This is a genomic window from Streptomyces sp. NPDC051173, assembly GCF_040689515.1.
In the GTDB taxonomy this organism is placed as follows: Bacteria; Actinomycetota; Actinomycetes; order Streptomycetales; family Streptomycetaceae; genus Streptomyces.
The window spans coordinates 1-26,021 of sequence record NZ_JBFBBD010000076.1 but is presented as its reverse complement, the minus strand read 5'-3'; the positions used below and the strand labels follow the sequence as shown (position 1 = coordinate 26,021).

Annotated in this window: 24 protein-coding genes; 14 read left to right on the top strand and 10 right to left on the bottom strand. The window is 71.8% G+C overall.

What is annotated here, in order from left to right; genetic code table 11:
- The first annotated feature begins 29 nt into the window (after positions 1 to 29).
- The 4 genes from AB0435_RS28495 (at position 30) to AB0435_RS28480 (ending at position 5,742) form a co-directional block, all read left to right on the top strand.
- Positions 30 to 1,601, top strand: a complete 1,572-nt coding sequence (locus tag AB0435_RS28495; RefSeq protein ID WP_366428275.1) for a GMC oxidoreductase — start codon at positions 30 to 32, stop codon at positions 1,599 to 1,601.
- On the top strand, positions 1,598 to 2,662 hold the full coding sequence (locus tag AB0435_RS28490) for a glycine betaine/L-proline ABC transporter ATP-binding protein (RefSeq protein ID WP_366008149.1): 1,065 nt from the start codon (positions 1,598 to 1,600) through the stop codon (positions 2,660 to 2,662). Before AB0435_RS28495 ends, AB0435_RS28490 begins: the two co-directional genes overlap by 4 nt.
- 97 nt (positions 2,663 to 2,759) lie before the next feature.
- Positions 2,760 to 4,787 (top strand): ABC transporter permease subunit, encoded by a 2,028-nt coding sequence (locus AB0435_RS28485; protein WP_366428274.1) that lies wholly within the window; start codon positions 2,760 to 2,762, stop codon positions 4,785 to 4,787.
- Positions 4,774 to 5,742, top strand: coding sequence for an ABC transporter substrate-binding protein (locus AB0435_RS28480; RefSeq protein WP_366008147.1), 969 nt, complete (start codon positions 4,774 to 4,776; stop codon positions 5,740 to 5,742). The genes AB0435_RS28485 and AB0435_RS28480 overlap by 14 nt, the downstream gene beginning before the upstream one ends.
- A gap of 276 nt (positions 5,743 to 6,018) precedes the next feature.
- Here the strand turns inward: AB0435_RS28480 and AB0435_RS28475 are convergent, their stop codons facing one another.
- A complete protein-coding gene (locus AB0435_RS28475) occupies positions 6,019 to 6,495 on the bottom strand; it encodes a carboxymuconolactone decarboxylase family protein (RefSeq protein ID WP_366008446.1) in 477 nt (158 codons plus the stop codon).
- 47 nt (positions 6,496 to 6,542) lie between these two features.
- Here AB0435_RS28475 and AB0435_RS28470 point away from each other — a divergent pair, with 47 nt between their 5' ends.
- A complete protein-coding gene (locus tag AB0435_RS28470; protein WP_366008445.1) occupies positions 6,543 to 7,973 on the top strand; it encodes a PLP-dependent aminotransferase family protein in 1,431 nt (476 codons plus the stop codon).
- 115 nt (positions 7,974 to 8,088) lie between these two features.
- Here the strand turns inward: AB0435_RS28470 and AB0435_RS28465 are convergent, their stop codons facing one another.
- Entirely contained in the window at positions 8,089 to 8,913 is an 825-nt protein-coding gene (locus AB0435_RS28465; protein ID WP_366008448.1) for a hypothetical protein, read from the bottom strand.
- 120 nt (positions 8,914 to 9,033) lie between these two features.
- Between AB0435_RS28465 and AB0435_RS28460 the strand changes: the two genes are divergently transcribed.
- The 3 genes from AB0435_RS28460 to AB0435_RS28450 are packed head-to-tail and all read left to right on the top strand — an operon-like array spanning position 9,034 to position 10,772.
- Positions 9,034 to 9,351, top strand: a complete 318-nt coding sequence (locus AB0435_RS28460) for a hypothetical protein (RefSeq protein ID WP_366428273.1) — start codon at positions 9,034 to 9,036, stop codon at positions 9,349 to 9,351.
- A 6-nt stretch (positions 9,352 to 9,357) separates the two neighbouring features.
- Positions 9,358 to 10,542, top strand: a complete 1,185-nt coding sequence (locus AB0435_RS28455) for a glutathionylspermidine synthase family protein (RefSeq protein ID WP_366428272.1) — start codon at positions 9,358 to 9,360, stop codon at positions 10,540 to 10,542.
- A 56-nt stretch (positions 10,543 to 10,598) separates the two neighbouring features.
- Positions 10,599 to 10,772, top strand: coding sequence for a hypothetical protein (locus AB0435_RS28450; RefSeq protein WP_366008444.1), 174 nt, complete (start codon positions 10,599 to 10,601; stop codon positions 10,770 to 10,772).
- A gap of 202 nt (positions 10,773 to 10,974) precedes the next feature.
- Here the strand turns inward: AB0435_RS28450 and rocD are convergent, their stop codons facing one another.
- Positions 10,975 to 12,180, bottom strand: coding sequence for an ornithine--oxo-acid transaminase (rocD, locus tag AB0435_RS28445; protein ID WP_366008447.1), 1,206 nt, complete (start codon positions 12,178 to 12,180; stop codon positions 10,975 to 10,977).
- Between the two features lie 103 nt (positions 12,181 to 12,283).
- On the opposite strand from rocD, the gene trpS reads away from it, so the two are divergent.
- The 3 genes from trpS (at position 12,284) to AB0435_RS28430 (ending at position 14,956) form a co-directional block, all read left to right on the top strand.
- Positions 12,284 to 13,297 carry a tryptophan--tRNA ligase gene (gene trpS, locus AB0435_RS28440; RefSeq protein ID WP_366008443.1) on the top strand — a complete coding sequence of 338 codons (1,014 nt, stop codon included), beginning with the start codon at positions 12,284 to 12,286 and terminating at the stop codon, positions 13,295 to 13,297.
- Positions 13,298 to 13,481: 184 nt separating this feature from the next.
- Positions 13,482 to 14,066, top strand: a complete 585-nt coding sequence (locus AB0435_RS28435; RefSeq protein ID WP_366008442.1) for a 2'-5' RNA ligase family protein — start codon at positions 13,482 to 13,484, stop codon at positions 14,064 to 14,066.
- Positions 14,067 to 14,110: 44 nt separating this feature from the next.
- Positions 14,111 to 14,956 (top strand): YihY/virulence factor BrkB family protein, encoded by an 846-nt coding sequence (locus AB0435_RS28430; protein ID WP_366008441.1) that lies wholly within the window; start codon positions 14,111 to 14,113, stop codon positions 14,954 to 14,956.
- A gap of 354 nt (positions 14,957 to 15,310) precedes the next feature.
- On the opposite strand, the gene AB0435_RS28425 is transcribed toward AB0435_RS28430, so the two are convergent.
- Positions 15,311 to 16,552: a D-alanyl-D-alanine carboxypeptidase gene (locus AB0435_RS28425; RefSeq protein WP_366008301.1), complete on the bottom strand. Its 1,242-nt coding sequence runs from the start codon at positions 16,550 to 16,552 to the stop codon at positions 15,311 to 15,313.
- A 112-nt stretch (positions 16,553 to 16,664) separates the two neighbouring features.
- Between AB0435_RS28425 and AB0435_RS28420 the strand changes: the two genes are divergently transcribed.
- Both AB0435_RS28420 and AB0435_RS28415 read left to right on the top strand, forming a co-directional pair.
- Positions 16,665 to 16,952 carry a hypothetical protein gene (locus AB0435_RS28420; RefSeq protein WP_366008302.1) on the top strand — a complete coding sequence of 96 codons (288 nt, stop codon included), beginning with the start codon at positions 16,665 to 16,667 and terminating at the stop codon, positions 16,950 to 16,952.
- Between the two features lie 114 nt (positions 16,953 to 17,066).
- Positions 17,067 to 18,629 (top strand): ABC transporter substrate-binding protein, encoded by a 1,563-nt coding sequence (locus tag AB0435_RS28415; RefSeq protein WP_366428271.1) that lies wholly within the window; start codon positions 17,067 to 17,069, stop codon positions 18,627 to 18,629.
- Positions 18,630 to 18,657: 28 nt separating this feature from the next.
- On the opposite strand, the gene AB0435_RS28410 is transcribed toward AB0435_RS28415, so the two are convergent.
- From AB0435_RS28410 to AB0435_RS28385, 6 genes are all read right to left on the bottom strand, one after another.
- Positions 18,658 to 19,452 (bottom strand): alpha/beta hydrolase, encoded by a 795-nt coding sequence (locus tag AB0435_RS28410; RefSeq protein ID WP_366428270.1) that lies wholly within the window; start codon positions 19,450 to 19,452, stop codon positions 18,658 to 18,660.
- 111 nt (positions 19,453 to 19,563) lie between these two features.
- Positions 19,564 to 20,322: a succinate dehydrogenase iron-sulfur subunit gene (locus AB0435_RS28405; protein WP_366008305.1), complete on the bottom strand. Its 759-nt coding sequence runs from the start codon at positions 20,320 to 20,322 to the stop codon at positions 19,564 to 19,566.
- On the bottom strand, positions 20,322 to 22,076 hold the full coding sequence (gene sdhA / locus AB0435_RS28400; protein ID WP_366428269.1) for a succinate dehydrogenase flavoprotein subunit: 1,755 nt from the start codon (positions 22,074 to 22,076) through the stop codon (positions 20,322 to 20,324). The genes AB0435_RS28405 and sdhA overlap by 1 nt, the downstream gene beginning before the upstream one ends.
- Before the next feature lie 20 nt (positions 22,077 to 22,096).
- Positions 22,097 to 22,567, bottom strand: a complete 471-nt coding sequence (locus tag AB0435_RS28395; RefSeq protein ID WP_366008307.1) for a succinate dehydrogenase hydrophobic membrane anchor subunit — start codon at positions 22,565 to 22,567, stop codon at positions 22,097 to 22,099.
- A gap of 6 nt (positions 22,568 to 22,573) precedes the next feature.
- Positions 22,574 to 22,954 (bottom strand): succinate dehydrogenase, cytochrome b556 subunit, encoded by a 381-nt coding sequence (gene sdhC, locus AB0435_RS28390; RefSeq protein ID WP_366008308.1) that lies wholly within the window; start codon positions 22,952 to 22,954, stop codon positions 22,574 to 22,576.
- A 228-nt stretch (positions 22,955 to 23,182) separates the two neighbouring features.
- Positions 23,183 to 23,770 carry a 2-oxo-4-hydroxy-4-carboxy-5-ureidoimidazoline decarboxylase gene (locus AB0435_RS28385; protein WP_366008309.1) on the bottom strand — a complete coding sequence of 196 codons (588 nt, stop codon included), beginning with the start codon at positions 23,768 to 23,770 and terminating at the stop codon, positions 23,183 to 23,185.
- Between the two features lie 301 nt (positions 23,771 to 24,071).
- On the opposite strand from AB0435_RS28385, the gene AB0435_RS28380 reads away from it, so the two are divergent.
- The gene (locus AB0435_RS28380; RefSeq protein WP_366428268.1) at positions 24,072 to 25,691 is read left to right on the top strand and encodes a glycoside hydrolase family 20 protein; all 1,620 of its coding nucleotides are present in this window, start codon (positions 24,072 to 24,074) and stop codon (positions 25,689 to 25,691) included.
- Positions 25,692 to 26,021 lie beyond the last annotated feature (330 nt).

Here is a 26,021-nt window from a genome sequence, read left to right as displayed (position 1 = left end):
AACCTTCCCTGCCCCCGAGGAGTACCCCCATGCCCCCCGCTGTCGAAGAGACCCGCGCGAAGATCACCGCTGACTACGTCGTCGTCGGTGGCGGCACCGCCGGATCGGTGATCGCCTCCCGGCTCGCCGAGGACCCCGGCACGTCCGTCGTCGTCATCGAAGGCGGCCCGACCGACATCGACCGCCCCGACGTGCTCACGCTGCGCCGCTGGCTCGGTCTCCTCGGCGGCGACCTCGACTACGACTACCCGACGACCGAGCAGCCGCGCGGCAACTCCCACATCCGGCACAGCCGGGCGAAGGTCCTGGGCGGCTGCTCCTCGCACAACACCCTGATCGCCTTCAAGCCGCTGCCCGGCGACTGGGACGAGTGGGTGGCCGCGGGGGCCGACGGCTGGGACGCTGCGTCCATGGAGCCGTACTTCGCCCGGCTGCGGAACAACATCGTGGCCGTGGACGAGAAGGACCGGAACGCCATCGCCCGCGACTTCGTGGAGGCCGCCCAGGCCGCCGTCGACGTGCCGCGCGTGGAGGGCTTCAACAAGAAGCCCTTCCACGAGGGCGTCGGCTTCTTCGACCTCGCGTACCACCCGGAGAACAACAAGCGCTCCTCCGCGTCCGTCGCCTATCTGCACCCGCACATCGAGGCCGGCGACCGCCCCAACCTCCGCATCCTGCTGGAGACCTGGGCGCACAAGCTCGAACTGGAGGGCACCCGCGCCACCGGCGTGCACGTGCGCACCAAGGACGGCGAGGAGATCTTCGTCGAGGCGGGCCGCGAGGTGCTGCTGTGCGCCGGGGCCGTCGACACCCCGCGCCTGCTGATGCACTCCGGCATCGGCCCCAAGGGCGACCTGGACGCGCTGGGCATCCCCGCCGTCCACGACCTGCCGGGCATCGGCGAGAACCTGCTCGACCACCCCGAGTCGGTGATCGTGTGGGAGACCGACGGGCCGATCCCCGAGAACTCGGCGATGGACTCCGACGCGGGTCTCTTCGTCCGCCGGGACCCCGAATCCCCGGGCCCCGACCTGATGTTCCACTTCTACCAGATCCCCTTCACCGACAACCCCGAGCGCCTGGGCTACGTCAAGCCCGAGCACGGCGTGTCGATGACGCCCAACATCCCCAAGCCGCGCAGCCGCGGCCGGCTCTACCTCACCAGCGCCGACCCGGCCGTCAAGCCCGCCCTCGACTTCCGCTACTTCACGGACGAGGAGGACTACGACGGCCGCACCCTGGTCGACGGCATCAAGATCGCCCGGGAGATAGCCAAGTCCGCGCCGCTGGCCGGCTGGCTCAAGCGCGAGGTCTGCCCCGGCCCGGAGATCACCTCGGACGAGGAGATCAGCGAGTACGCGCGGAAGGTCGCGCACACCGTCTACCACCCCGCCGGCACCTGCCGGATGGGCGCGGCCGACGACCCGCAGGCCGTCGTCGACCCCGAGCTGCGGATCCGCGGCCTGGAGGGCGTCCGCATCGCCGACGCCTCCGTCTTCCCGACCATGCCCGCCGTGAACCCGATGATCGGCGTCCTGATGGTGGGGGAGAAGTGCGCGGAGCTGCTTGTCTCCGATACCGACAGGGGCGATGCCCGATGAACGACGGCAGCGGCACAACCGACGCACCCGTCTTCTCCGTCCGCAACCTCTGGAAGGTCTTCGGACCCAAGGCCGAGCGCGTACCCGGCAGTCCACTCGCCGACCTCTCCCCGGAGGAGCTGCGCGAACAGGCGAACTGCACCGTCGCCGTGCGCGACGTGTCCTTCGACGTCCGCCAGGGCGAGGTCTTCGTCGTCATGGGCCTGTCCGGCTCCGGCAAGTCCACGCTGGTGCGCTGCCTGACCCGGCTCATCGAGCCGACGTCCGGCACCATCGCCATCGACGGCGAGGACGTGTGCGGCATGGACAGCGGCGCCCTGCGCGAGCTGCGCCGCCACCGCGCCGCGATGGTCTTCCAGCACTTCGGCCTGCTCCCGCACCGCACCGTCCTCGACAACGTCGCGTACGGCCTGGAGATCCAGGGCGTCGGCCGGGCCGAACGCCGCGCCAAGGCGAGCGAGATGGTGGAGAAGGTCGGCCTCGCCGGTCTTGAGGGGCGCCGCCCCACCCAGCTCTCCGGCGGTCAGCAGCAGCGCGTCGGGCTCGCCCGCGCACTCGCCGCCGACCCCGAAGTGCTCCTGTTCGACGAGCCGTTCAGCGCCCTCGACCCGCTGATCCGGCGGGACATGCAGGAGGAGGTCGTCCGCCTGCACCGCGACGAGGGCCGCACCATGGTCTTCATCACCCACGACCTGTCCGAGGCGCTGCGCGTCGGCGACCGGATCGCGCTGATGCGCGGCGGGAGCGTCGTGCAGTGCGGCACCCCGGAGGAGATCGTCGGCTCCCCGGCGGACGACTACGTACGGGACTTCGTCCGCGACGTCCCCCGCGAGCAGGTCCTCACCGTCCGCCGCGCCATGCGTGACGCCCTCCCGGGCGAGGAGGAGGCGGGGCCCGCCCTGCCTCCGGCGACGACGGTCGCCGACGCGATCGAGACGGTCGCCCGCACGGGCTCCGCGGCCCGCGTCGTGGACGACGGCCGCTGCCTCGGCATCGTCGACCACCGCGGCCTGCTCGGCGTGGTGGCCGGCCTGGACCGCGACGGGAAGGCGGCGGCATGACCGAGTACGCCTACCGCGCGACCAGGCGCCCGGCCCCGGCCCGGCAGCCCGCGCGCCGCACACGGCCCGGGGCCACCCGCCCGGACGGGAGCGCCGTATGAGCATCACGACAACCCCCGCCGACACGGCCCGCGGCACCGCCGCACCCTCGTCGCCCGCCGCCCCCGCGGGCGGCACCGCCGCCCGCCAGGACGGCCGCGCGTCCGCCGCCCGGCAGGCCCTGCGCGAGCGGCCCGCCGCGCGCAAGCTCCTCCTGCTCGCCCTCGCGGCCGCCGTCCTGGTCCCCGTGGCGGCGGCCACGTGGGGCAGCGGCGCCTGGCCGCACGCGCTGACCGTCGACCTGAGCGGGCCGCTCGGCCGCGCCAACGACTGGATCATCGACAACCGCGACAGCCACTGGCTGTTCCTGTACTTCTTCGGCTACATCAGCGGCGGCATCATCGACTCCGTCCACGCCGTCTACACCGTGCTCCTCGCCCTCGGCTGGGCCGGGGTCACCGCCGGTGCCACGCTGCTCGCCTGGCGGGTCGCGGGCGTGCGGGTGGCCGTCACCACCGTCGTGTCGTTCGCCGTGTGCGGGCTGCTCGGCATGTGGGTGCCCACGATGCGCACGCTCGCGCTGATGGTCGTCGCCGTCGCCGCGTCCGTCGCGGTGGGCGCGCTGCTGGGCCTCGCGGCCGGTCTCTCGGACCGCACGTTCCGCGCCCTGCGCCCCGTCCTCGACACCATGCAGTCACTGCCCGCGTTCGCCTACCTGATGCCCGTCGTGCTGATCTTCGGGATCGGCGTCGCGCCGGCCGTCCTCGCGACCGTCGTCTACGCGGCCCCGCCGATGGCCCGCCTCACGGCCCTGGGCCTGCGCTCGACCGACAAGGGCGTCATGGAGGCCGTGGAGTCCCTCGGCGCGACCGGACGGCAGCGGCTGCTGACCGCACGCCTGCCGCTGGCCCGCCGCGAGCTCCTGCTGGGCGTCAACCAGACCATCATGATGGCCCTTTCCATGGCCGTGATCGCGTCCGTCATCGGCGCGGACGGCCTCGGCGACCGCGTCTACCAGGCGCTGTCGACCGTCGACGTCGGCAGCGCGCTGGCCGCCGGCATCCCCATCGTGCTGCTCGCGATCGTCATGGACCGCACCACGGCGGCCGCGGGCGCCGAAGGCAGCGCCGTCACGCGGATCGGCGGCCGTACGGCCTGGCTGATCGCCCTGGCCGGCACCGCCGCCGTCGCCCTCGCCGGGCGGGCGCTCTCCGCGCTCAACTGGCCCGACGGCTGGAAGGTCGCCATCGCCGGTCCCGTCAACGACGCCAAGGACTGGATGGTCGACCACCTCTACTCCGGCCTGCCCGGCGTCGGCGGCACCGCCGACTGGGCCGCGCACTACACCGGCTGGATCCTCGACCCGCTGCGCGACGGCCTCCAGGCCCTCCCCTGGTGGGGCGCGCTGCTGCTGGTCGCCGCCCTCGCCTGGCTGATCGGCACCTGGCGCACCGCGCTGACCGCCGTCCTCGCGCTGGCCGCGATCGGCGTGCTCGGCCGCTGGGAGATCTCCCTGGACACCCTCTCGCAGGTGCTGGCGGCCGTCGCCGTCACGCTCGTCCTCGGCTTCGCGATCGCCGTGCCCGCCGCGCGCAGCGCGCGCGTGGAACGGCTGCTGCGCCCCGTCCTGGACGTGTGCCAGACGATGCCGCAGTTCGTCTATCTGATCCCCGTCGTCGCCCTCTTCGGCGTCGGCCGGGCCCCGGCCGCGGCGGCCGCGATCGTCTACGCGCTGCCCGCCGTCGTCCGCATCACCAGCCAGGGCCTGCGGCAGGTCAACCCCGGTGCGCTGGAGTCCGCGCGCTCGCTGGGCGCCACCAGCGGGCAGCAGCTGCGCCAGGTGCAGTTCCCGCTGGCCCGCCCGCAGTTGCTGCTGGCCGTCAACCAGGCGGTCGTGCTGGTGCTGTCCGTCGTCATCATCGGCGGCCTCGTCGGCGGCGGCGCGCTCGGTTACGACGTCGTCTTCGGTCTCGCCCAGGGCGATCTGGCCACCGGCCTCGTCGCGGGCGCGGCGATCGTCTGCATGGGCCTGATGCTCGACCGGGTCACGCAGCCGACGAAGGGAGGCGCCCGTGAAGGCGCGTAAGTGGATCACGGCGGCGGGCGCGCTCGGCCTGCTGGCCGCCACCGGCTGCGGTGCGGCCGACATGACCAAGCAGGCCTCGCCGTACGCCAACGCCCAGGGCACGAAGTCCGTCACCCTGTCCGTGCAGTCCTGGGTGGGCGCGCGGGCCAACGCGGCCGTCGCCCAGTACCTGCTGGAGCACGAACTCGGCTACCACGTCGACACCGTGCAGGTGGACGAGGTGCCCGCCTGGGACGCGCTCAGCCAGGGCCGCGTCGACGCGATCCTGGAGGACTGGGGCCACCCGGACCAGGAGAAGCGGTACGTCGAGGACAAGAAGACGATCGCGCCCGGCGGCGACCTCGGGGTCACCGGGCACATCGGCTGGTTCGTCCCGAAGTACTTCGCCGACACCCACCCGGACGTCCTGGACTGGAAGAACCTCAACAAGTACGCGTCCCAGCTGCGCACTCCCGAGAGCGGCGGCAAGGGGCAGCTGATGGACGGCTCCCCGTCCTACGTCACCAACGACAAGGCGCTGGTGAAGAACCTCGGCCTGGACTACCAGGTGGTCTTCGCCGGTTCCGAGGCCGCGCAGATCACCCAGATCAAGCAGTTCGCCAAGGACAAGAAGCCGTTCCTCACCTACTGGTACGAGCCGCAGTGGCTCTTCAACGAGGTGCCGATGGTGGAGGTGAAGCTCCCCGAGCACACCTCCGCGTGCGCGGACAAGGGCACGGCGGACCCCTCCACCGTCGACTGCGCGTACCCGACGTCGTCGCTGAAGAAGTTCTTCAACGCCGACTTCACGCACAAGGGCGGCAAGGCGGCCCGCTTCCTGAAGAACTTCAACTGGACCAAGCAGGACCAGAACGAAGTGGCCCAGATGATCGCGGAGGAGAAGCTCTCCGCCGACGAAGCGGCGAAGCGGTGGGTCAAGGAGCACCCGGACGTCTGGAAGCGGTGGCTTCCCTAGCCAGGGCCTGTCCGGCGGATCTCGTGGTCGGTGCTGCGGGTGGCGCCGTCTGTGCACCACCGCTGCGCGGCGGTGTCCTCAATCTCCCCCAGCTACCGCTGGGAGGTGCCCCCAACGGGCTGGATGTGGCTGATGTGGGTGCGCAATTCAGCCCGTTGGGGGCACCTCTGGGGGAGGTAGCTGGGGGAGGCAACGGGCCCGCAGACTGGCATGGATCCGCCGGATATGGCCTAGCGGCCGGCGGGCCGGGGCGGACCCCCGTGCCGCCCCGGGCCGTCAGCGCGGGTCGTAGGAACCCGGCGCCAGCCGGGTGGTCACGGCGATGCGGTTCCACGAGTTGATCGTGATGATCAGCGAGATCAGGTGCGCGAGCTCCTGCTCGGGGAAGTGGCGCGCGGCGCGCTCGTAGACCTCGTCCGGCACGAAGCCGTCCGTCAGGACGGTGACGGCCTCGGTGAGCGCGAGGGCCGCGCGCTCCTTGTCGGTGTAGAAGCCGTGCGCCTCCTCCCACGCGGGCAGAAGGAAGATCCGCTCCTCCGTCTCGCCCGCCTTGCGCGCGTCCTTGGTGTGCATGTCCAGGCAGAACGCGCAGTGGTTCAGCTGCGAGGCGCGCATCTGGACGAGCTCGACGAGGGACGGCTCCAGACCCTTCGTGGCGGCCTTGCTGAGGGCGATCATCGCCTTCTGCACCTCGGGGGCGAGCTGGTGGAGGAACATCCGGGGGCTGTGGCTGTGTGCGTTCTCGTTCGTCATGCCTACGACGTTACGGTCCGGGCAGCCCACCGGTATGGTCCATTCCCGTGGAGAGAACGTGGGCCATTTCAGGTGATGGCGCGGACGGTGATGGCGCGGGCGCCGACCTGCACCTCGACCTGACCGGGCCCGGCGGCGTACGGGCCTCGCTGATCCGCGCCCTGCGCGACGCCGTCCGCACGGGCAGGCTCGCCCCCGGCACCCGGCTGCCCGCCTCCCGCACGCTCGCCAAGGACCTCGGCCTGGCCCGCAACACCGTCGCCGACGCCTACGGCGAGCTCGTCGCCGAGGGCTGGCTCACCGCCCGGCAGGGCTCCGGCACCCGGGTGGCACCGCGCGCGGAGCCCGGCGCGCCCGAGCGCAGGTCACCCGTGCCCCGGACGCGCCCACGCCCCGTCCACGACCTGCGGGGCGGCACCGCCGACGTCTCCGCCTTCCCGCGCGCCGCGTGGCTCAGCGCCGCCCGGCGCGCGCTCGCGGCGGCGCCCGCCGAGGCGTTCGGACACGTCGACGAGCGCGGCCGGATCGAGCTGCGGACCGCCCTCGCGGACTACCTGTCGCGGGCACGCGGCGTGCGCGCCGACCCGGAGCGGATCGTCGTCTGCGCGGGCTTCACCCAGGGACTGGCCCTGCTGAGCCAGGTGCTGCGCGAGCGCGGGACGCGCGAGCTGGGCGTGGAGGCGTACGGGCTCTGGTTCCACCACGAGGCGCTCGACCGGCACGGGCTCCGCACGACCGCGCTGACCGTCGACGGATCCGGCGCGCGCGTCGAGGAACTGGCGGACCACGAGGACCTGCGGGCCGTCCTCCTCACCCCCGCCCACCAGTTCCCCACCGGCGTGCCCCTGCACCCCGACCGGCGCGCGGCCGTCGTCGACTGGGCGGTGCGCACCGGCGGACTGATCCTGGAGGACGACTACGACGGCGAGTTCCGCTACGACCGCCGTCCCGTGGGCTGCCTCCAGGGGCTGCGCCCCGAGAACGTCGTCTACTTCGGCACGGCCAGCAAGTCCCTCGCCTCGGGGCTGCGGCTGGCCTGGATGGTCCTCCCCGAGCACCTCGTGGGAGACGTGCTGGCGCTCAAGCGGGCGGGGGAGTGGAGCTCGGGCACCCTCGACCAGCTCACCCTCGCCGAGCTCATCACCAGCGGCGCGTACGACCGCCACGTACGCGCGATGCGGCTGCGCTACCGGCGACGGCGCGACCAACTCGTGGCCGCCCTCGCCCTGCACGCTCCGCACATCCGTGTCACGGGCATCGCGGCGGGCCTGCACGCGGTGCTCTCCCTGCCGGAGGGCACGGAGCGGGACACGGTGCGGGCCGCCGCCTGGGAGGGCCTGGCCCTGGAGGGGCTGTCCCGCTTCCGTCTCGCGGGGCTGCCCGGCCCTGACGGGCTGGTCGTGGGCTATGCGACGCCGCCTGCGCATGGGTTCGAGGGGGCGTTGGCCGCGTTGCTGCGGGTGCTGCCGCCGGGGTAGCGGGTGCGCTGCGGGGTACGCCTGCGGCGCTTTTTCCCCAGCCCCGCCCCTTCCCGAAACTGGGGGAGACCCCCAGACCCCCAACCGCGCGAACAAGCCCGCCGCAGGCGGAAGGTCACTCACCACCCCCCACCTCCCCGAACCGCGCCAGCGTCAACGCACCGAGTACCGCCAACAAGAACCCCGCCACAGCCAACGGTTCGAGCCCCGCGCGCGTACGGTCACCCAGCCACGCCACCCCCACCACCGCCGGCCCCAGCGTCTCCCCGATCACCATGCCCGCCGTCGCCGCCGTCACAGACCCCCGCTGAAGCGCCGACGTCAGCAGAAGAAACGCCGCACCCCCGCCCAGAATCAGCGCGTACGCCGCCGGATTCGTCAGCACACCCGTCACCGAGAGGTCGTCGACGAGGCGTACGGCCACCTCCACCACGCCGAAGCCGATGCCCGCGCCCAGGCCCAGCGCCGCCGCCCGTGCCCGGCCCGGCAGGCGGCCGGCCAGGGCGCCCACGCCCAGGACGGCGGCCGCGACGGCGAGGGTGCCGACGCGCAGCGCCGTGGAGCCCGTACGGTGTCCCTCCGCGCCCGAGGCGAGGCCCAGCATCGCCAGCCCGCCGCACACCACGCACACCGCGCCCCACTCCACGCCGCTGAGCCGTACGCCCAGCACCCGGGAGGCCACCACGGCCGTCACCGCGAGGCTCGCGGCGAGGGCGGCGCCCACGGCGTAGATCGGCAGGGACCGCAGCGCGACCAGCTCCAGCAGGAAGCCCAGGCCGTCGAGCGCGAGCCCGGCCAGATAGCGCCACTGCCGCAACACCCGCAGCAGCAGCACCGGGTCCACGCCCGAGCCGCTGCCGGGCGCGGAGGCCCGGGCGGCGACGGCCTGGAGGACGGACGCGGTGCCGAAGCAGACCGCCGAACCGAGCGCGCAGAGCATCCCAAGAAGCACGCCCCGACTGTAGGCCGCCCGGCGGCCGGCCACACGTCTTCCCCCTTTAGGGTGAACGCCTCAGCGGGAACCCGCTGAACGGAACGCATTCTGACGGGGGTCGGAAACATGGCGGAGAAAGCGCGCAGGCGCCTGCGCTCGTCCACGGTCGTACTCGGCGGCATGGGTGCCCTCGCGGCGGCCCTCACCTCCTGCGGCTCCGAGCCGGACAAGCGCTGTGTGGACCCGAAGAGTTACGACGTGGCCAAGGGCGGCTACCGCGTCCTCGACCGGAAGGCGTGCTCGGACGAGAGCTCGGGTCACACTGCCGGGACTTGGTACTACAACAGCGGCAAGTCCGGCACGTACACCGGCGGTGGCACCTTCGACAGGAGCAGCGCCGTGCACCGCGGCGGCTTCGGCTGCTCCGGTCCGAGCGGCGGCTGACCGGCCGTGCGCCGCCACCGCATCACCGCCCGCCCCGGCTGGCGGACCACCGTCGAGGAACAGGGCGTCGTCTATCCGCTCACCCGGCACCCGGACGGCTCGCTGCGCCCGTACTGGGACGAGAGCGCGTACTACTCCTTCTCGCTCGCCGAGGTCGAGGCGCTGGAAGCCGTCGTGGCGGAGCTGCACGAGATGTGCCTGGCCGCGGCCGCGCACATCGTCGACCACGGCCGCTTCGCCGACCTCGGCATCACCGACGCCCGGCTCGCCGGCCTGGTCGCCGAGTCCTGGCGGCGGCGGGACGAACTCCCCTCCGTCTACGGTCGGTTCGACCTGCGCTACGACGGGCGCGGCCCGGCCGCGATGCTGGAGTACAACGCGGACACGCCCACCTCGCTCGTGGAGGCGGCGAGCGCCCAGTGGTTCTGGATGGAGGACCGCTTCCCCGACGGCGACCAGTGGAACTCCCTCCACGAGCGCCTCGTCGACGCCTGGCGGCGCCAGGCGGACCTGCTGCCGCCCGGCGCCCCGCTGCACTTCGCGCACTCCGCGGGCGACGAGATCGGCGAGGACCTGATGACCGTCGCCTATCTGCGGGAGACCGCCGCACAGGCGGGGATCGACACCCGGGCGATCTCGATGGAGGACATCGGCTGGGACCCGCTCTCCGGCCGCTTCGTCGACGAGCGGTACGCCTTCATCCGCGCCTGTTTCAAGCTCTACCCCTGGGAGTGGCTGGCCACCGACCGCTTCGGCGGGCACGCCCTGGACACCCTCGACAACGGCGGCGGCACGGGCTCCACCCTGTGGATCGAACCGGCCTGGAAGATGCTCCTCTCCAACAAGGCGCTGCTCGCCGTCCTGTGGGAGCTCTTCCCCGGCCACCCGAACCTGCTGCCCGCCTACCTCGACGGCCCCCGCGAGCTCGCCGCCGCGCGCGGCTACGTGGCCAAGCCGCTCCTCGGGCGCGAGGGCGCGGGCGTCACCGTCCACCCGCCGGGCACCGCACCGCACGGCCCCGGGGAACCGTGCTGCTTCCAGGAGCTGGCACCCCTGCCCGAATTCGACGGCAACCACGTCGTGCTCGGCGCCTGGACCGTCGAAGGCGAACCCGCCGGCCTCGGCATCCGCGAGTCGGCCGGTCTGGTCACGGACGGGTACGCGCGCTTCCTGCCGCACGTGATCCGCTGACGAGATGCGGGTGATCGGGGCCTGTGTCAGCCTGGCCGCGAGAGGAGTGAGCGCAGATGGCCGGTGGTGACAAGTCCCGGGACAAGGCGGCGAAGCAGAAGGATCAGGCCAGGTCGAAGGCGGCCCGCGAACGCGAGAAGGCGGAGGACCGCGCGCGCCGGGAGAAGGTGGACGCGGAGCTGGAGGAGTGGAAGGCGCGCGAGATCTTCGACCGCAACTTCGACGCGTAGCGGTTCGCGACGCGGGGTGGGTGTGCGTCCTCGAACTCCCCCAGAGGTAGCCGGGGGAGTTCGAGGACAGCGCGCGAAGCGTGCTTCGGGGGCTGGGGCGGAGCCCCCACGCGGCGGAGCCGCATATCAGACGCAGCCGGGAAGGGGCGGGGCTGGGGAAAAAGCCCGCCGCAGGCGCAGCCGACCCGCACCCAACCCTCGCCTAAACGGAAAGCACAGCCCGCAGCTGATCCAGCCCCCAGTCCAGATCCTCCTTGCTGATCACCAGCGGCGGAGCGATCCGGATCGTAGACCCGTGCGTGTCCTTGACCAGCACCCCCCGCTCCATCAGCCGCTCCGAGATCTCCCGGCCCGTGCCCACCGCAGGGGCGACGTCCACGCCCGCCCACAGGCCACGGCCCCGTACGGCCTCCACCGCGCCGCCGCCCACCAGCAGGCCGAGCTCGTGGTGGAGGTGCTCGCCGAGCTCCGTCGCGCGCTGCTGGAACTCGCCGGACCGCAGCATGGCCACGACCTCCAGCCCCACCGCGCACGCCAGCGGGTTGCCGCCGAAGGTCGAGCCGTGCTCGCCGGGCCGGAAGACGCCCAGCACCTCGCGGGAGGCCACCACGGCGGACACCGGCACGACCCCGCCGCCGAGCGCCTTGCCGAGGACGTACACGTCGGGCACCACGTCCTCGTGGTCGCAGGCGAAGGTCCGGCCCGTACGGCCGAGGCCCGACTGGATCTCGTCCGCGATGAAGAGCACCTCGCGCTCGGCCGTCAGCCGCCGCACGCCCGGCAGATAGCCGGGGGGCGGCACCAGCACGCCGGCCTCGCCCTGGATGGGCTCCAGCAGCACGGCCACGGTGTTCTCGTCGACGGCCGCCTCCAGCGCGGCGAGGTCGCCGTACGGCACGATCTCGAAGCCGGGGGTGTAGGGGCCGTAGTCGGCGCGCGCCTCCTCGTCCGTGGAGAAGCTGATGATCGTCGTCGTGCGGCCGTGGAAGTTGTTCCCGGCCACGACGATCTTCGCCCGCCCGTCCGGCACGCCCTTGACGCGGTAGCCCCACTTGCGCGCGGTCTTCACGGCCGTCTCGACCGCCTCCGCGCCCGTGTTCATCGGCAGCACCATGTCCTTGCCGCACAGCGCGGCCAGCTCGGTGCAGAAGTCGGCGAAGCGGTCGTGGTGGAAGGCGCGCGAGGTGAGTGTCACCCGATCGAGCTGTGCCTTGGCCGCGTTGATCAGCCTGCGGTTGCCGTGGCCGAAGTTGAGGGCCGAGTAGCCGGCGAGCATGTCGAGGAAGCGCCGCCCCTCGACGTCGGTCATCCACGCGCCCTCCGCATAGGCCACGACGACCGGCAACGGGTGATAGTTGTGCGCGCTGTGGGCCTCGGCGGCGGCGATGCTGCGTTCCGTGGATGTCACCATGTGCTCCGTTCCGGTGTGCGGGGCAGGCTGCTGTGGCTTTTCTACACCCCCGTCCGCACCACAGGACCGAGTCCGGTTGCACACCTGAGAGAATGTGCTCATGGCCCTCGATCGTCCGCGCGCTCTCTCCGGTATCCAGCCCACCGCAGGTTCGTTCCACCTCGGGAACTACCTCGGTGCCGTCCGGCAGTACGTGGCGCTGCAAGAGACCCACGACGCCTACTACATGGTCGTCGACCTGCACGCGATCACCGTGCCGCAGGACCCCAGGGAGCTGCGCGCCAACACCCGCAGCGCGGCCGCCCAGCTGCTGGCCGCCGGGCTCGACCCCGAGCGCTGCACGCTCTTCGTGCAGAGCCACGTGCCCGAGCACGCCCAGCTGGGCTGGCTGATGAACTGCATCACCGGCTTCGGCGAGGCGTCGCGGATGACGCAGTTCAAGGACAAGTCGGCGAAGCAGGGCTCGAACCAGACCACGGTGGGCCTGTTCACCTACCCCATCCTCCAGGTCGCGGACATCCTGCTCTACCAGGCGAACGCGGTCCCGGTGGGTGAGGACCAGCGTCAGCACATCGAGCTCACGCGTGACCTCGCCGAGCGCTTCAACGCCCGTTTCGGTGACACCTTCACCATCCCCTCGCCGCACATCGTGCGCGAGACGGCGAAGATCTACGACCTCCAGGACCCGACCGCCAAGATGAGCAAGTCGGCGTCCACCCCCAAGGGCCTGATCAACCTGCTCGACGAGCCCAAGGTCTCCGCCAAGAAGATCAAGAGCGCGGTCACCGACACCGACACGGTGATCCGCTACGACGCCGAGAACAAGCCGGGCGTCAGCAATCTGCTGACCATCTACGCCACGCTCACCGGCACGGGAATCGCGGAACTGGAGCAGAAGTACGAGGGCAAGGGCTACGGTGCGCTCAAGACCGACCTCGCCGAGGTCATGGTGGAGTGGGTGACCCCCTTCCGCGCCCGTACGCAGGAATACCTGGACGACCCGGAGACCCTGGACGCGATCCTGGCCAAGGGCGCGGAGAAGGCCCGCGCGGTCGCCGCCGAGACCCTGGCGCAGGCGTACGACAAGGTGGGCTTCCTGCCCGCCAAGCACTGAGCGCACCACTGAGCACGGCGAGCACGCAGCAGGCATCGATCGAGCGCCGGGCGGACCGGTGGCGGCGGGACGCGCGCCCGGGACCATGGGCCCGGGCGTGCGGGACCAGGAAACCTGGCACCGGGGGCGGCCCAGCCGTCACACTGGCCACGGGGACACGCAGGCGCACAGGAGGGAGAACGCAATGGGGACCGTAACGCTCGGCGTTTCGATCGCGGTCCCGGAGCCGTCCGGCAGCTTCCTCCAGAAGCGCCGCGAGGGCTTCGGGGACCCGCACGCGCACGGCATCCCCACGCACGTGACCCTGCTGCCGCCCACCGAGGTCGACGCCTCGACGCTGCCCGTGATCGAGCAGCACCTCGCCGAGGTCGCGGCCCTCGGCCGCCCCTTCCGGATGCGCCTGTCCGGCACCGGCACCTTCCGCCCCCTGTCGCCCGTCGTCTACGTCAACGTGGTCGAGGGCTCCTCCTCCTGCGCCTGGCTCCAGAAGCGCGTCCGCGACGGCTCCGGGCCGGTCGCCCGCGAGCTCCAGTTCCCCTACCACCCGCACGTGACCATCGCCCACGGCATCGCCGAGGAGGCGATGGACCGGGCGTACGCCGAGCTGTCGGACTTCGAGGCCGCCTGGACGGTCACCGGCTTCGCGCTGTACGAGCAGGGCGACGACGCCGTGTGGCGCCTGGAGCGCGAGTATCCCTTCGGGGCGCCGGTGGAGAGCACCGTCCCCACCCAGTCGGGGGCCGCCTGCCCCCCGGCCCCGTCGCGCTAGTCCCGGAGGGTTCGCGGGGCCCGCACGTGGCAAGGTGTGGGTCCATGCAATGGCTGACCCGGCTGCCCTGGATCGGGCCTCTGATCGCCCGCCTCATGCGCACGCACGCATGGCGTTCCTACGAGACCCTCGAACGGGTGAAGTGGACCCGGCTGGCCGCCGCGATCACCTTCACCAGCTTCCTCGCGCTCTTCCCGCTGCTCACCGTCGGCGCCGCCGTCGGCGCGGCCGTGCTCAGCAAACAGCAGATGCAGAACCTGGAGCACAAGCTCGCCGAGCAGGTGCCCGGGATCTCCGGCCAGCTCGACCTCAGCGGCCTCGTCGACAACGCCGGCACCGTCGGCGTCCTCGCGGGCGCGGCGCTGCTGTTCACCGGCCTCGGCTGGGTCGGCTCCCTGCGGGAGTGCCTGCGCGCGGTGTGGGAGCGCGAGGAGAGCCCCGGCAACCCCGTCCTGCTGCGCCTGAAGGACGCCGGGGTCCTGCTGGGCCTCGGCGGGGTCGCCCTGGTCTCCGCGGCCTGCTCCGCGTTCGCCTCGGCGGCGGTGGGCTGGGTGGTCCACCACGCCGGCCTCCAGGGGGTCGGCGGGCTGCTCACGGCGCTGGGCTTCTGCATCGCCGTCCTCGCGGACTACCTCCTGATGCTGTACGTCCTGACCCGCCTCCCCGGCGTCCACCCCGGCCGGCACCGCCTGCTGGTGGGGGCCCTCATCGGCGCAGTCGGCTTCGAGGTCCTGAAGCTGCTGCTCAGCGGCTATCTCCAGCATGTGGCGGCGAAGAGCATGTACGGCGCGTTCGGCACGCCGATCGCTCTGCTGCTGTGGATCAACTTCACGGCGAAGCTTCTGCTGTTCTGCGCGGCGTGGACCGCGACGCCGTCGCGGAAGGCGTGATTCCCCAGCTTCCCGGGTGCGGGCCGGTTGCCGCCTGCGGCGGGCTTGTTCCCCTACCCCGCCCCTTCCCGAACTGGGGGCAAGCCCCCAGACCCCGAAGCACGCTTCGCGCGCTGTCCTCAAACTCCCCCAGCTACCGCTGGGAGGTGCCCCCAACGGGCTGGGTATGCGGGCTACGGTCCGCACCATCCAGCCCGGCCGGCGTTTGAGGCCGCCCGCCGCAGGCGCAACGGACCCGCAGTCGGGGGTCTGGGGCGCGAGCCCCGGTTTCGGGAAGGGGCGGGGCTGGGGAAAAAGCCCGCCGCAGGCGCACCCGGCAGCGGGCCCGCACCCGGAAGCCGCCGCCCCGCAGGGCTAGCGACGCCGCCGCACCAGATCCGGCAGCGGATGCCGGCGGTGGATCATGAAGCCCGCGACCGCCAGGATCACGAGTACCGCCCCGGTGATCCCCATCGCCGTCCACATGCCGCCACCCGACCCCGCGACCGACGCCTGCGTGCGGTCGGCGGACGGCCGGCCGCGGTCGCCGGACTTGCCCGCGGTCGACTTCGGCGCCACGAGCGTGCCGACGGGCTTGACGTGCCCGGCCGCCTCGAAGCCCCAGTCGAGGAGCTTCGCGGTCTCGGTGTAGACCTCGTACTGCTCGCTCTTCTCCGGGTTCATGACGGTCACCAGCAGCTTGCGGCCGTCGTGCTGGGCGACGCCGGTGAAGGTGTTGCCCGCGTTCGTGGTGGAGCCGTTCTTCACCCCGGCCATGCCCTTGTACGCGGGCACACCCTGTCCGGTGAGGAGCCGGTTGGTGTTGACGATCGTGGACGACGTCCGCTTCTCGCCCTTCTTCTCCTCGTCGGGGAACTGCGCGGTCACCGTCGAGCAGTATTCGCGGAAGTCCGCCTTCTGGAGCCCGGAGCGGGCGAAGAGCGTCAGGTCGTACGCGCTGGAGACCTGCCCCTCCTCGTCGTAGCCGTCGGGGCTGACGACGTGCGTGTCGTTCGCCTGGAGCTCGTCCGCGTGGGCCTGCATGTCCTTGACGGTCTGCGGGATGCCGCCGTTCATCGTGGCCAGCGTCCGCACCGCGTCGTTGCCGGAGCGCAGGAAGACGCCGAGCCACAGGTCGTGGACGGTGTAGGAGGAGCCCTCGTGGAGGCCGACGGCGCTGCTGCCCGCGCCCATGCCCTCCAGGTCGGAGGGCACCACGGTGTGCACCTTGTCGCGGGGGAGCTTCGGGAGCACCGTGTCGGCGAAGAGCATCTTGAGGGTGGAGGCCGGGGGCAGCCGCCAGTGCGCGTTGTTCGCGGCGAGGATCTCGCCGGACTCGGCGTCGGCGACCAGCCAGGAGCGGCCGCTGAGGTCCTGCGGCAGCTGCGGCGCGCCCGGGCCCAGCTGCACCTGGGGTCCGGGCCTGCCGAGCAGTTCGCCGCCGACCGTGGACATCCGGGCGGGCGGGGACTTGGGGGCGCCCTTGCCGTCGGCCGGGTTGTCGGCGGCGGCGGGAGCGGCGGTCATCAGCGGGAGGAGCAACGAGGCGGCCGCCGCGAGGGCGGGGCGGTAGCGGCGCGTCGCGGCGTACCGCGGGGGGTGTGATGTCGTCGGCACGTCCGTGAACGTACCCCGCCGCCCGTGGCCTGTGGACGGTGCCTCACCGGTGCGGGTGCCGCCCGGGGACCCGATAGGGGGATTCGAGGCGGCCGAACGCATACTGAAACGCATGCAGAGTTCTTCCGGAGAGACCACCGGCGCCTCTCCCGCCCCCGCCGTCCTCTCCCGTCGCGTCTCCTGGTTCCTGCTCGCCTTCGGCGCCTGGTCGTGGGTCATCTGGATCACCTTCGCGAAGAATCTGTGGAAGGACGGCAGCGGGCTCGCCTTCGACGACTCGGGTGACCCGACCACGTACTTCTGGGTGCATCTCCTGCTCGCGATCACCTCGTTTCTCCTGGGGACGGCTGTCGGGATCGTCGGGTTGCGCGGCGTGCGCGCGTTGCGGCGCACCTCATAGCGGGAGGATTCCGGCCACCTCCGCCGGTCGCTGCCGATCACTTGGCCGATTCCCGGGACGTAGGGGCGCTCGTGTGTTTGGGTGATGCGCATCACGGGCGGAGGGGGCGCGAGGATGCGTGCGGGCCGGTTACGGACGGGTGCGGCGGCGGTCGCGGGGGCGGTGCTGCTGACGGTGGGGGCGGCCGGCTGCGGACTGGGCGCTTCCGGTGAGGCGGACCGGGGGCCGATCACCGTCGGCACGACGGACACGGTCACCGCGCTGGACCCGGCGGGCGCCTACGACGTGGGCTCCTGGGCGCTGTTCGGCAATCTCTACCAGTCGCTGCTGACCTTCACCCCCGGCTCCAGCACCCCGTTACCGGACGCGGCGAGCCGCTGCGGCTTCCGGGGCCGCGGCCTGATGACGTACGTGTGCACCCTGCGCGACGGGCTGAAGTTCGGCAACGGGCACGACCTCACGGCGAACGACGTGAAGTTCTCCTTCGACCGGATCCGGCGCATCCACGCCGGCCAGGGGCCCGCGTCGCTGCTGGAGACGCTGGGCGCGGTGGAGACGTCCGGGCCGACGGTCACCTTCCATCTGAAGGTGCCGGACGCCACCTTCCCCTTCAAGATCGCCACGGGCGCCGGGTCGATCGTGGACGCGGCGCTCTACCCCGCGGACGCCCTGCGGCCGGGGAACCGGGCCGACGGCTCGGGCCCGTACGTCCTCAAGGACTACCGGCCTGGCGTGAGCGCCGAGCTGAAGCCCGCCAAGCACTACGAGGGCGCGGTCAAGCCCAAGGGGAACGCCGTGACCGTGCGCTATTACGCGGGGCCCGACAAGCTGAGCGAGGCGTGGAAGCGGCACGGCATCGACGTCGCGGGCCGCCAGCTCCCCCCGGCGGACATCGCGGGGCAGTCGCCCTCGGACGCCGGCTCCAAGCTGATGGAGTCCACGGGCTCGGTGGCCCGCTCGCTCGTCTTCAACCTGCGGGACGGCTCGCCCGTGCGGCAGGTGGCGGTGCGCCGGGCGATCGCCGCGGTCGTCGACCGGCAGGCCCTCGCGCGCGACGTCCACCTGCGCACCGTCGAGCCGCTGTACGCGCTCGTCCCGCAGGGCCTCACCGGCCACACCACGTCCTTCTTCGACGCCTGTCCGGAGCCGGACCCGGAGAAGGCCCGGACCCTGCTGCGCCAGGCGGGCATCACCACCCCCGTGCGCTTCGGCCTCGCCTATTCGCAGGGGGCCGCCACCGACCAGGAGGCGGCCCTGCTGAAGAAGCAGCTGGAGGCCACCGGGCTGTTCGAGGTGACCACCCGGCACGTGCCGTGGGCGGAGTTCCTGGCCGGTTACGGCCGCGGCGCCTACGACACGTACTGCGTCAGCTGGCTCGCGGACTTCCCCGACCCGGACACCTTCACGACCTCCGTCGTCGGCAAGGACTCCGCCCTGCACTCCGGCTACTCCAACCCCCGCGTGGAGCAGCTCATCCGCACTACCCAGCAGGAGGAGCAGCGCATCCGCACGGCCGACGACTTCCGGGCCATCCAGAAGATCATCGCGGAGGACGTGCCGCTGGTGCCGCTGTGGCAGAAGAAGGAGTACGTGCTGGGCGACGCGGACATCTCCGGCACGGAGTATCTGTCGGACGGCACGGGCACCTGGCGTCTGTGGCAGCTGGGCCGCATGTGAGCGCGGCGGACCGGCGTCTGACGGAGGGTCAGAGTCCGTGGCGGGACAGGAAGTCCAGGATCAGTTTCTGCCACTGCTCGGGGCGTTCGGCCATGACGATGTGGCCGGTGTCCACCTCGGCGTACTCCGCGCCCGGGATGGCGTCCGCGAGCACCCGGGAGTTCCCGGGGGAGACCAGGGTGTCCTGGAGGGTGGCGATGACGAGGGTGGGCACGGAGATGCCCGCGAGGTCGGCCGTGGCGTCCGTCGTCTGCACCACGGTCGCCTGCTCGGCGGCGCCGGCCGGGACGCCCTTGGCCAGCAGGCTGTAGAACGCCGGGAGCTGCTCCTCGGGCATCGCGTTGAAGAACCCCGGGCTGAAGCCGCTCAGCGCGACGAACCGCGCGAAGCCCTCCAGGTCGCCGGCGTCCAGCAGCTTGTGCCACAGGTCCAGGGAGGCCAGGACGCGGTTGTCGGCCTTGGCCAGACCCGCCGTCAGCACCAGCCCCCGCACCCGCTCGGGATAGCGGGCCGCGATCCGTACGGACACCTGGGTGCCCATCGAGTAACCGACCAGGGTGAAGGTGTCCAGGCCCGCGGCGTCGGCCTGGGCGACGAGCGCGTCGGCCAGCAGGTCGGCCGTCAGCACGTCCGCGCGCGGTGTGGCGCCGGACCCGGGGTAGTCGGGCGCCACCACGGTGTGGTGGGCGGCGAGGGAGGGGATCAGCGTCGTGTAGTTCCCCGCGATGCTGCCGCCCGCGCCGTGCGCGAGCAGCACACCGGGGCCGGAGCCGCGGACGGTCGTGGCCAGGGGGGCCAGGGATATCGGAAGCAGCTGTGTCATGCCGTCGAGCCTGTCATGTGACACGGTGTCAAGGTCAAGTGATCTTCGGGGCCGGATGCGGGTGTGGCCCCGCTCCCTGACGGGAACGGGGCCACACCACTGCGACCGGGGTCAGTAGCGGCGCGTGATCAGGGCGCGCTTGACTTCCTGGATCGCCTTGGTGACCTCGATGCCACGGGGGCACGCGTCGGTGCAGTTGAACGTCGTGCGGCAGCGCCACACGCCGTCCTTGTCGTTCAGGATCTCCAGCCGCTGCTCGCCGGCCTCGTCACGCGAGTCGAAGATGAAGCGGTGGGCGTTGACGATGGCCGCCGGGCCGAAGTACTGCCCGTCGTTCCAGAACACCGGGCAGGACGACGTGCACGCGGCGCACAGGATGCACTTGGTGGTGTCGTCGAACCGCTCGCGGTCCTCGGCCGTCTGGAGGCGCTCACGCGTCGGCTCGTTCCCCTTGGTGATGAGGAACGGCATGACGTCGCGGTACGCCTGGAAGAACGGCTCCATGTCGACCACGAGGTCCTTCAGGACCGTGAGGCCCTTGATGGGCTCGACCGTGATCGGCTTGCTGGGGTTGAGGTCCTTGATCAGCGTCTTGCACGCCAGGCGGTTCTTGCCGTTGATCCGCATCGCGTCGGAGCCGCAGATGCCGTGCGCGCAGGAACGCCGGAACGTCAGCGAGCCGTCCAGCTCCCACTTGATCTTGTGGAGGCCGTCGAGGACCCGCTCCTTGGGGTCGATCTCCAGCTGGAAGTCCTGCCAGCTCGCCTCGGCCGAGACCTCCGGGTTGAACCGGCGGACCCGGAAGGTGACCGTGATGAGGTGCGAGGAGGTGGAGTCCGCCTCGAGCTTGTCCAGGGTCGGGGTTGCCATCAGTACTTACGCTCCATCGGCTGGTAGCGGGTCTGCACTACCGGCTTGTAGTCGAGGCGGATCGAGTCCTTGCCGTCCGAGTCGACCTCGCGGTACGCCATGGTGTGGCGCATGAAGTTGACGTCGTCGCGGGTCGGGAAGTCCTCGCGGTAGTGACCACCGCGGGACTCCTTGCGCGCCAGCGCGGACACGGCCATCACCTCGGCCAGGTCGAGCAGGTTGCCCAGCTCGATGGCCTCCAGGAGATCGGTGTTGAAGCGCTTGCCCTTGTCCTGGATGGACACGTTCTTGTAGCGCGCGCGCAGCTCGGCGATCTTCTCGACGGCCGTCTTGATGGTCTGCTCGGTGCGGAAGACCATGACGTTGGCGTCCATGGTCTCCTGGAGCTCCTTGCGGATCTCGGCGACCCGCTCACCGCCCGTCGCGTTCCGCAGCCGCTCGACCTGCTCGACCACGAGCTGCGCCGGGTCCTCCGGCAGCTCGACGTAGTCGGCCTTGGCGGAGTACTCCGCGGCCGCGATGCCGGCCCGCTTGCCGAAGACGTTGATGTCCAGCAGCGAGTTGGTGCCCAGGCGGTTGGCGCCGTGCACGGACACGCAGGCGACCTCGCCGGCGGCGTACAGACCCGGCACGACGGTGTCGTTGTCGGCCAGCACCTCACCCGCGACGTTGGTCGGGATGCCGCCCATGGCGTAGTGCGCGGTGGGCTGGATCGGGATCGGGTCCGTGTAGGGCTCGATGCCGAGGTAGGTCCGCGCGAACTCGGTGATGTCCGGGAGCTTGGCGTCGAGCTGCTCCGGCGGCAGGTGGGTGAGGTCGAGGTAGACGTGGTCGCCCTCGGGACCGCAGCCGCGGCCCTCGCGGATCTCCGTGTAGATGGAGCGCGAGACGACGTCACGCGAGGCGAGGTCCTTCATGACGGGCGCGTACTTCTCCATGAAGCGCTCACCGTCCTTGTTGCGGAGGATGCCGCCCTCGCCGCGGGCGCCCTCGGTGAGGAGGATGCCCATGCGCCAGATGCCCGTCGGGTGGAACTGGAAGAACTCCATGTCCTCCAGCGGCAGGCCGCGGCGGTAGCAGGCCGCCTGGCCGTCACCCGTGAGGGTGTGCGCGTTGGAGGTCACCTTGAAGAACTTGCCGGTGCCGCCGGAGGCGTAGATGACCGACTTGGCCTGGAAGACGTGGATCTCGCCGGTGGCGAGCTCGTACGCCACCACACCGGCCGACTTCGTGACGCCGTCGACCTCGGTGAGCAGCTGGTCCAGGACGTAGAACTCGTTGAAGAACTCCACGCCCTCCTTGACGCAGTTCTGGTACAGCGTCTGGAGGATCATGTGGCCGGTGCGGTCCGCGGCGTAGCAGGACCGGCGGACCGGGGCCTCACCGTGGTTGCGGCTGTGACCGCCGAAGCGGCGCTGGTCGATGGTGCCGTCCGGGGTGCGGTTGAACGGCAGGCCCATCTTCTCCAGGTCGAGGACGGAGTCGATGGCCTCCTTCGCCAGGATCTCGGCGGCGTCCTGGTCGACCAGGTAGTCGCCGCCCTTGATCGTGTCGAAGGTGTGCCACTCCCAGTTGTCCTCCTCGACGTTCGCGAGGGCGGCGGCCATGCCGCCCTGCGCCGCGCCGGTGTGGGAGCGGGTGGGGTAGAGCTTCGTCAGCACCGCGGTGCGGCTGCGCTTGGTCGACTCGATGGCCGCGCGCATGCCGGCGCCACCCGCGCCGACGATGACGGTGTCGTACTTGTGGATCTTCATGGTCGCGTCAGCCCCGGGCTCTAGCGGATGTTCGGGTCGAAGGTGAAGATCACCAGCGTGCCCAGCAGGACGGTGAACACCGTGGCGGCGTACAGCAGGTTCTTCAGCCAGAAGCGGGTCGTGGGCCGCTCCGCGTAGTCGTTGATGACCGTGCGCAGGCCGTTGGCGCCGTGCAGCATCGCCAGCCACAGCATGACCAGGTCCCAGGCCTGCCAGAACGGCGAGGCCCAGCGGCCGGCCACGAAGGCGAAGCCGACCTTGGACACGCCGCCGTCGAGCACCAGCTGGATCAGCAGGTGGCCGAGGACCAGCACGACCAGGACGATGCCGGACAGCCGCATGAACAGCCAGCCGTACATCTCGAAGTTGGTGCGGGTCGACTTCGGCGTCTTCTTGGTGCGCTTGCGGGGCGGCTCGATGACCGGAGCCGGGTGGTCCACGTCGTAGAGCGACACGGCGTCGTTCACAGCGGGGGTGGTGTCAGCGGACATTACGCGTCAGCTCCCGAACAGCGTGCGCAGCGTGTGCTGGAGCACGGGGTAGAAAGCGCCGATCATGAGCACCGCCCAGATCAGGACCACGGACCACAGCATCTGCTTCTGGTAGCGCGCGCCCTTGGACCAGAAGTCCACCGCGATGACACGCAGACCATTGAGGGCGTGGAAGAGGATGGCGGCGACGAGGCCGTACTCCATCACATTGACGACGGGCGTCTTGTACGTCGCGACGACATCGTCGTACGCCTCGGGAGAGACGCGAACGAGAGCGGTGTCGAGGACGTGCACGAACAGGAAGAAGAAAATGAGGACGCCAGTGACTCGATGAGCCACCCATGACCACATGCCTTCCCGGCCGCGGTACAGCGTTCCAGCCGGCACGGAAAACCCTCCGGGAGCGGGGATCGGGGCCTGCCGGCTTCACTGTCAGCGGGCCCGGCCGGGTACGGTCCACCGGCCCTGGCCATCGTAGCGACGCCTTGTCGGTTCTTTCGCCCGGGGTCGTCGGGTGTGGTCAATCACGCACGTACGGACCAGTGCGAGGCCCGAAAGGGCCGTTCAGGGGCGTGTTGTGTGCCGGACAGACCCCGGTTCCATGATCTTTAGGCGTTATGTCCCATGGTGCTGCGGGGTGTCGTGGCTCCGGGTGCACGGGATGTCGGGGGCGAGCCGGATCAGTCGGCCGCGGGCGAGACGGGCGAGCTCGACGGCGGTCGTGGCGGCCTCCTCCGCGACGGAGCCCCCCAGCCGGGAGCGGAGCGCGGCGAGGGCGCGGTCGAGCGCCTCGGCGGGCCGGCAGCCGTCCAGGCACAGCACGAAGGCGTGGCCGAACCGGTGCTCGTAGGCGGCCTGGCCCCGCGTCAGGGCGGCCAGCGCGGCGGAGCCGCCGGATATGCCGGGGCCCGCGCGCCGGGCCAGCGCCGGATACGGGCCCCGCTCGTCGGCGAGCGCCTCGGCGAGGTCGGCCGGGGTGAGGACGTGGGCGGCCCGGTCGGCGGCCCGCAGCAGGGCGGCCAGATCGGGGTACGGGCGCCCCACCGCCAGCTGCCGGGCCCACCGGCGGCTGCCGCAGCAGGCGAGGAGGGCGGCTTCGGCGGCGCCGGGCACCGCGGAGTTGAGGCGGTCGAGGCCGTGGCGGGCGCCGTGCAGCGTGGGGCTCCTCGGAAGTGCGGACCGTGGACGTACGGCTCCGTGCACAGTGGACGAGGGGCGGTGCACAGGGCCGTACGGGCGAAGCGGGGCCGTGCGGGTCGAACCGGGCGTGGCGTGCGGTTCCGTCGTGCGGTCGTGATGGGCTCGTGATGCGGGGACGCGTGGGAACTCCACGGTCCGGCGTGCACATTGGGCCGCCACCGTAGCGATGGTTATCGGCCACTGTCCGACGGATGCGCGAATTTCCTTCGTACGGGCCGCCCCTGGGCGCGTGGTGGACGCCCGTGGCGGGCACAGTCGGATTACGGTCGCCTCATATTTGCCCCAAATAGGAGGCTTTGCTCCCATGGGTCCACCCTTCAGAATCACCCGGGCGAGCGTGGCGCGGGGCACCGTCGCCGGAGCGGCGCTCATCGCGACCATGACGATCATGGGCTGCCCCCGGGACGGCGCCACCCACCCCACCCGGGACGACTCCCGCTCCGCGCAGGCGTCCCCCTCCGCCAGTGCCACCCACCCGCCCGCCCCCGGCCAGGCACCCGTGCCGCAGGGCACCCCGCAGACCGTGCCCGCCCTGCGCTCCGCGACGCCCGCCGCCGGGCCCGGCTGGCGGCCCGCCCCCGGCGCCCGCGTCGTCACCGACCCGGCCGGGCCCCTCGCCGACGAGGCCCGCCGCCTCGCCGACGAGCTCAAGCTGGGCACCGCCCCCGCCCCCGCCCACCCCGGCGACATCGAACTGGCGCTGCGCCCCGGCCAGAGCGGCGGCCCCGAGGCGTACGAACTGACCACCCGGGACCGCAGGGTCCTGATCACCTCCGAGGGTGAAGCGGGCGTGTTCTACGGCACGCGCACCGTCCTGCAAGCCGTGCGCTCCGGCGGCGGGCTCCCCGACGGCGTCGTGCACGACGCCCCCGACCGCGCGCAGCGCGGGCTCAACCTCGACACCGCGCGCAAGCACTTCACCGCCGCCTGGATCGAGGACCGGCTGCGCGAGATGGCCGACCTCAAGCTCAACCAGCTCGCCCTGCACTTCTCCGACGACCAGGGCTTCCGCATCGAGAGCGACACCCACCCCGAGATCGTCTCCCCGGACCACCTCACCAAGGACGAGGTCCGCCGCATCCTCGCCCTCGCCGACTCCCTGCACATCACCGTCGTCCCCGAGCTCGACTCGCCCGGACACCTCGGCGCCGTCATCAACGCCCACCCGGACCTCCAGCTCCGCGACGCCACGGGCACGGCCCTGCGCGGCGCCGTCGACATCGCGAACCCGGCGTCCGCCGACATCGTCGACGACCTGCTGCGCGAGTACGCGCCCCTCTTCCCCGGCCCCTACTTCCACCTCGGCGCGGACGAGTACCGCGCGCTGACCTACAAGGACCCGCAGGCCTCCTTCCCGGACCTCGCCGATCTGGCCCACCGCCGCTACGGCCCCAAGGCCCGCGTCCAGGACCTGGCCACCGGCTGGCTCAACGACCGTGCGGCCGTGCTGCGCACCCTCGGCAAGAAGCCCAAGGCGTGGAACGACGGCTTCTTCACCGGCGGCGTCATCAGCGCCGACAAGGACATCGAGGTCGAATACTGGACCGGCAAGGAACTCGGCGCGCGCGACCCGCAGGAATACCTGAACGAAGGACGCACGGTCGTCAACCTCAACGACGAGTACCTCTATTACGTACTCGGCCAGCCGAACCAGTTCACGTATCCCACCGGGCAGCGCATCTACGAGGAGTGGTCGCCCTCCGTGCTGCGCGGCACGAAGCCGGTGGAAGGGGGCGCGACGGCCGCGCGCGTGCCGGGCGGGCGGCTCGCCGTCTGGTGCGATCGCGCCGACGCGCAGTCCCCTCAACAAGTGGCGGACGGCATCCGCCTCCCGCTCGCGGCCCTGTCCCAACGCCTGTGGAACGCGGGCCGGCCGTCTTTGCCGTGGAAGGATTTCGAGACGCTGACGCAGCGGGTCCGCTGAGGGGCCGCCTGCGGCGGGCTTGTTCCCCTACCCGCCCCTTCCCGAAACTGGGGGAGACCCCCAGACCCCCAACCGCGCTCCGCGCGGTGTCCTCAAACGCCGGACGGGCTGAATTCAGCCCGTCCGGCGTTTGAGGACGCGCCCGCAGGGCGCTCTCCGCCGCAGGCGGCAACGGACCCGCAGCCGGGGGTCTGGGGCGCGAGCCCCAGTTCGGGAAGGGGCGGGGTGGGGAACAAAGCCCCCGGCCCGCACCCGGGCACGGGTCCGGGGCGGAGCCCCGGCCGCGGCGGAGCCGCGCATCAGATGCTGTGGGAAGGGGCGGGGCTGGGG

Coding starts and splice junctions, on each gene's coding strand:
- AB0435_RS28495 (WP_366428275.1), top strand. CDS start 30: ATGCCCCCCGCTGTCGAAGAGACCCGCGCGAAGATCACCGCTGACTAC.
- AB0435_RS28490 (WP_366008149.1), top strand. CDS start 1,598: ATGAACGACGGCAGCGGCACAACCGACGCACCCGTCTTCTCCGTCCGC.
- AB0435_RS28485 (WP_366428274.1), top strand. CDS start 2,760: ATGAGCATCACGACAACCCCCGCCGACACGGCCCGCGGCACCGCCGCA.
- AB0435_RS28475 (WP_366008446.1), bottom strand. CDS start 6,495: ATGACGAACGAGAACGCACACAGCCACAGCCCCCGGATGTTCCTCCAC.
- AB0435_RS28465 (WP_366008448.1), bottom strand. CDS start 8,913: ATGCTCTGCGCGCTCGGTTCGGCGGTCTGCTTCGGCACCGCGTCCGTC.
- AB0435_RS28460 (WP_366428273.1), top strand. CDS start 9,034: ATGGCGGAGAAAGCGCGCAGGCGCCTGCGCTCGTCCACGGTCGTACTC.
- AB0435_RS28450 (WP_366008444.1), top strand. CDS start 10,599: ATGGCCGGTGGTGACAAGTCCCGGGACAAGGCGGCGAAGCAGAAGGAT.
- trpS (WP_366008443.1), top strand. CDS start 12,284: ATGGCCCTCGATCGTCCGCGCGCTCTCTCCGGTATCCAGCCCACCGCA.
- AB0435_RS28435 (WP_366008442.1), top strand. CDS start 13,482: ATGGGGACCGTAACGCTCGGCGTTTCGATCGCGGTCCCGGAGCCGTCC.
- AB0435_RS28430 (WP_366008441.1), top strand. CDS start 14,111: ATGCAATGGCTGACCCGGCTGCCCTGGATCGGGCCTCTGATCGCCCGC.
- AB0435_RS28420 (WP_366008302.1), top strand. CDS start 16,665: ATGCAGAGTTCTTCCGGAGAGACCACCGGCGCCTCTCCCGCCCCCGCC.
- AB0435_RS28415 (WP_366428271.1), top strand. CDS start 17,067: ATGCGTGCGGGCCGGTTACGGACGGGTGCGGCGGCGGTCGCGGGGGCG.
- AB0435_RS28410 (WP_366428270.1), bottom strand. CDS start 19,452: ATGACACAGCTGCTTCCGATATCCCTGGCCCCCCTGGCCACGACCGTC.
- AB0435_RS28405 (WP_366008305.1), bottom strand. CDS start 20,322: ATGGCAACCCCGACCCTGGACAAGCTCGAGGCGGACTCCACCTCCTCG.
- sdhA (WP_366428269.1), bottom strand. CDS start 22,076: ATGAAGATCCACAAGTACGACACCGTCATCGTCGGCGCGGGTGGCGCC.
- AB0435_RS28395 (WP_366008307.1), bottom strand. CDS start 22,567: ATGTCCGCTGACACCACCCCCGCTGTGAACGACGCCGTGTCGCTCTAC.
- AB0435_RS28380 (WP_366428268.1), top strand. CDS start 24,072: ATGGGTCCACCCTTCAGAATCACCCGGGCGAGCGTGGCGCGGGGCACC.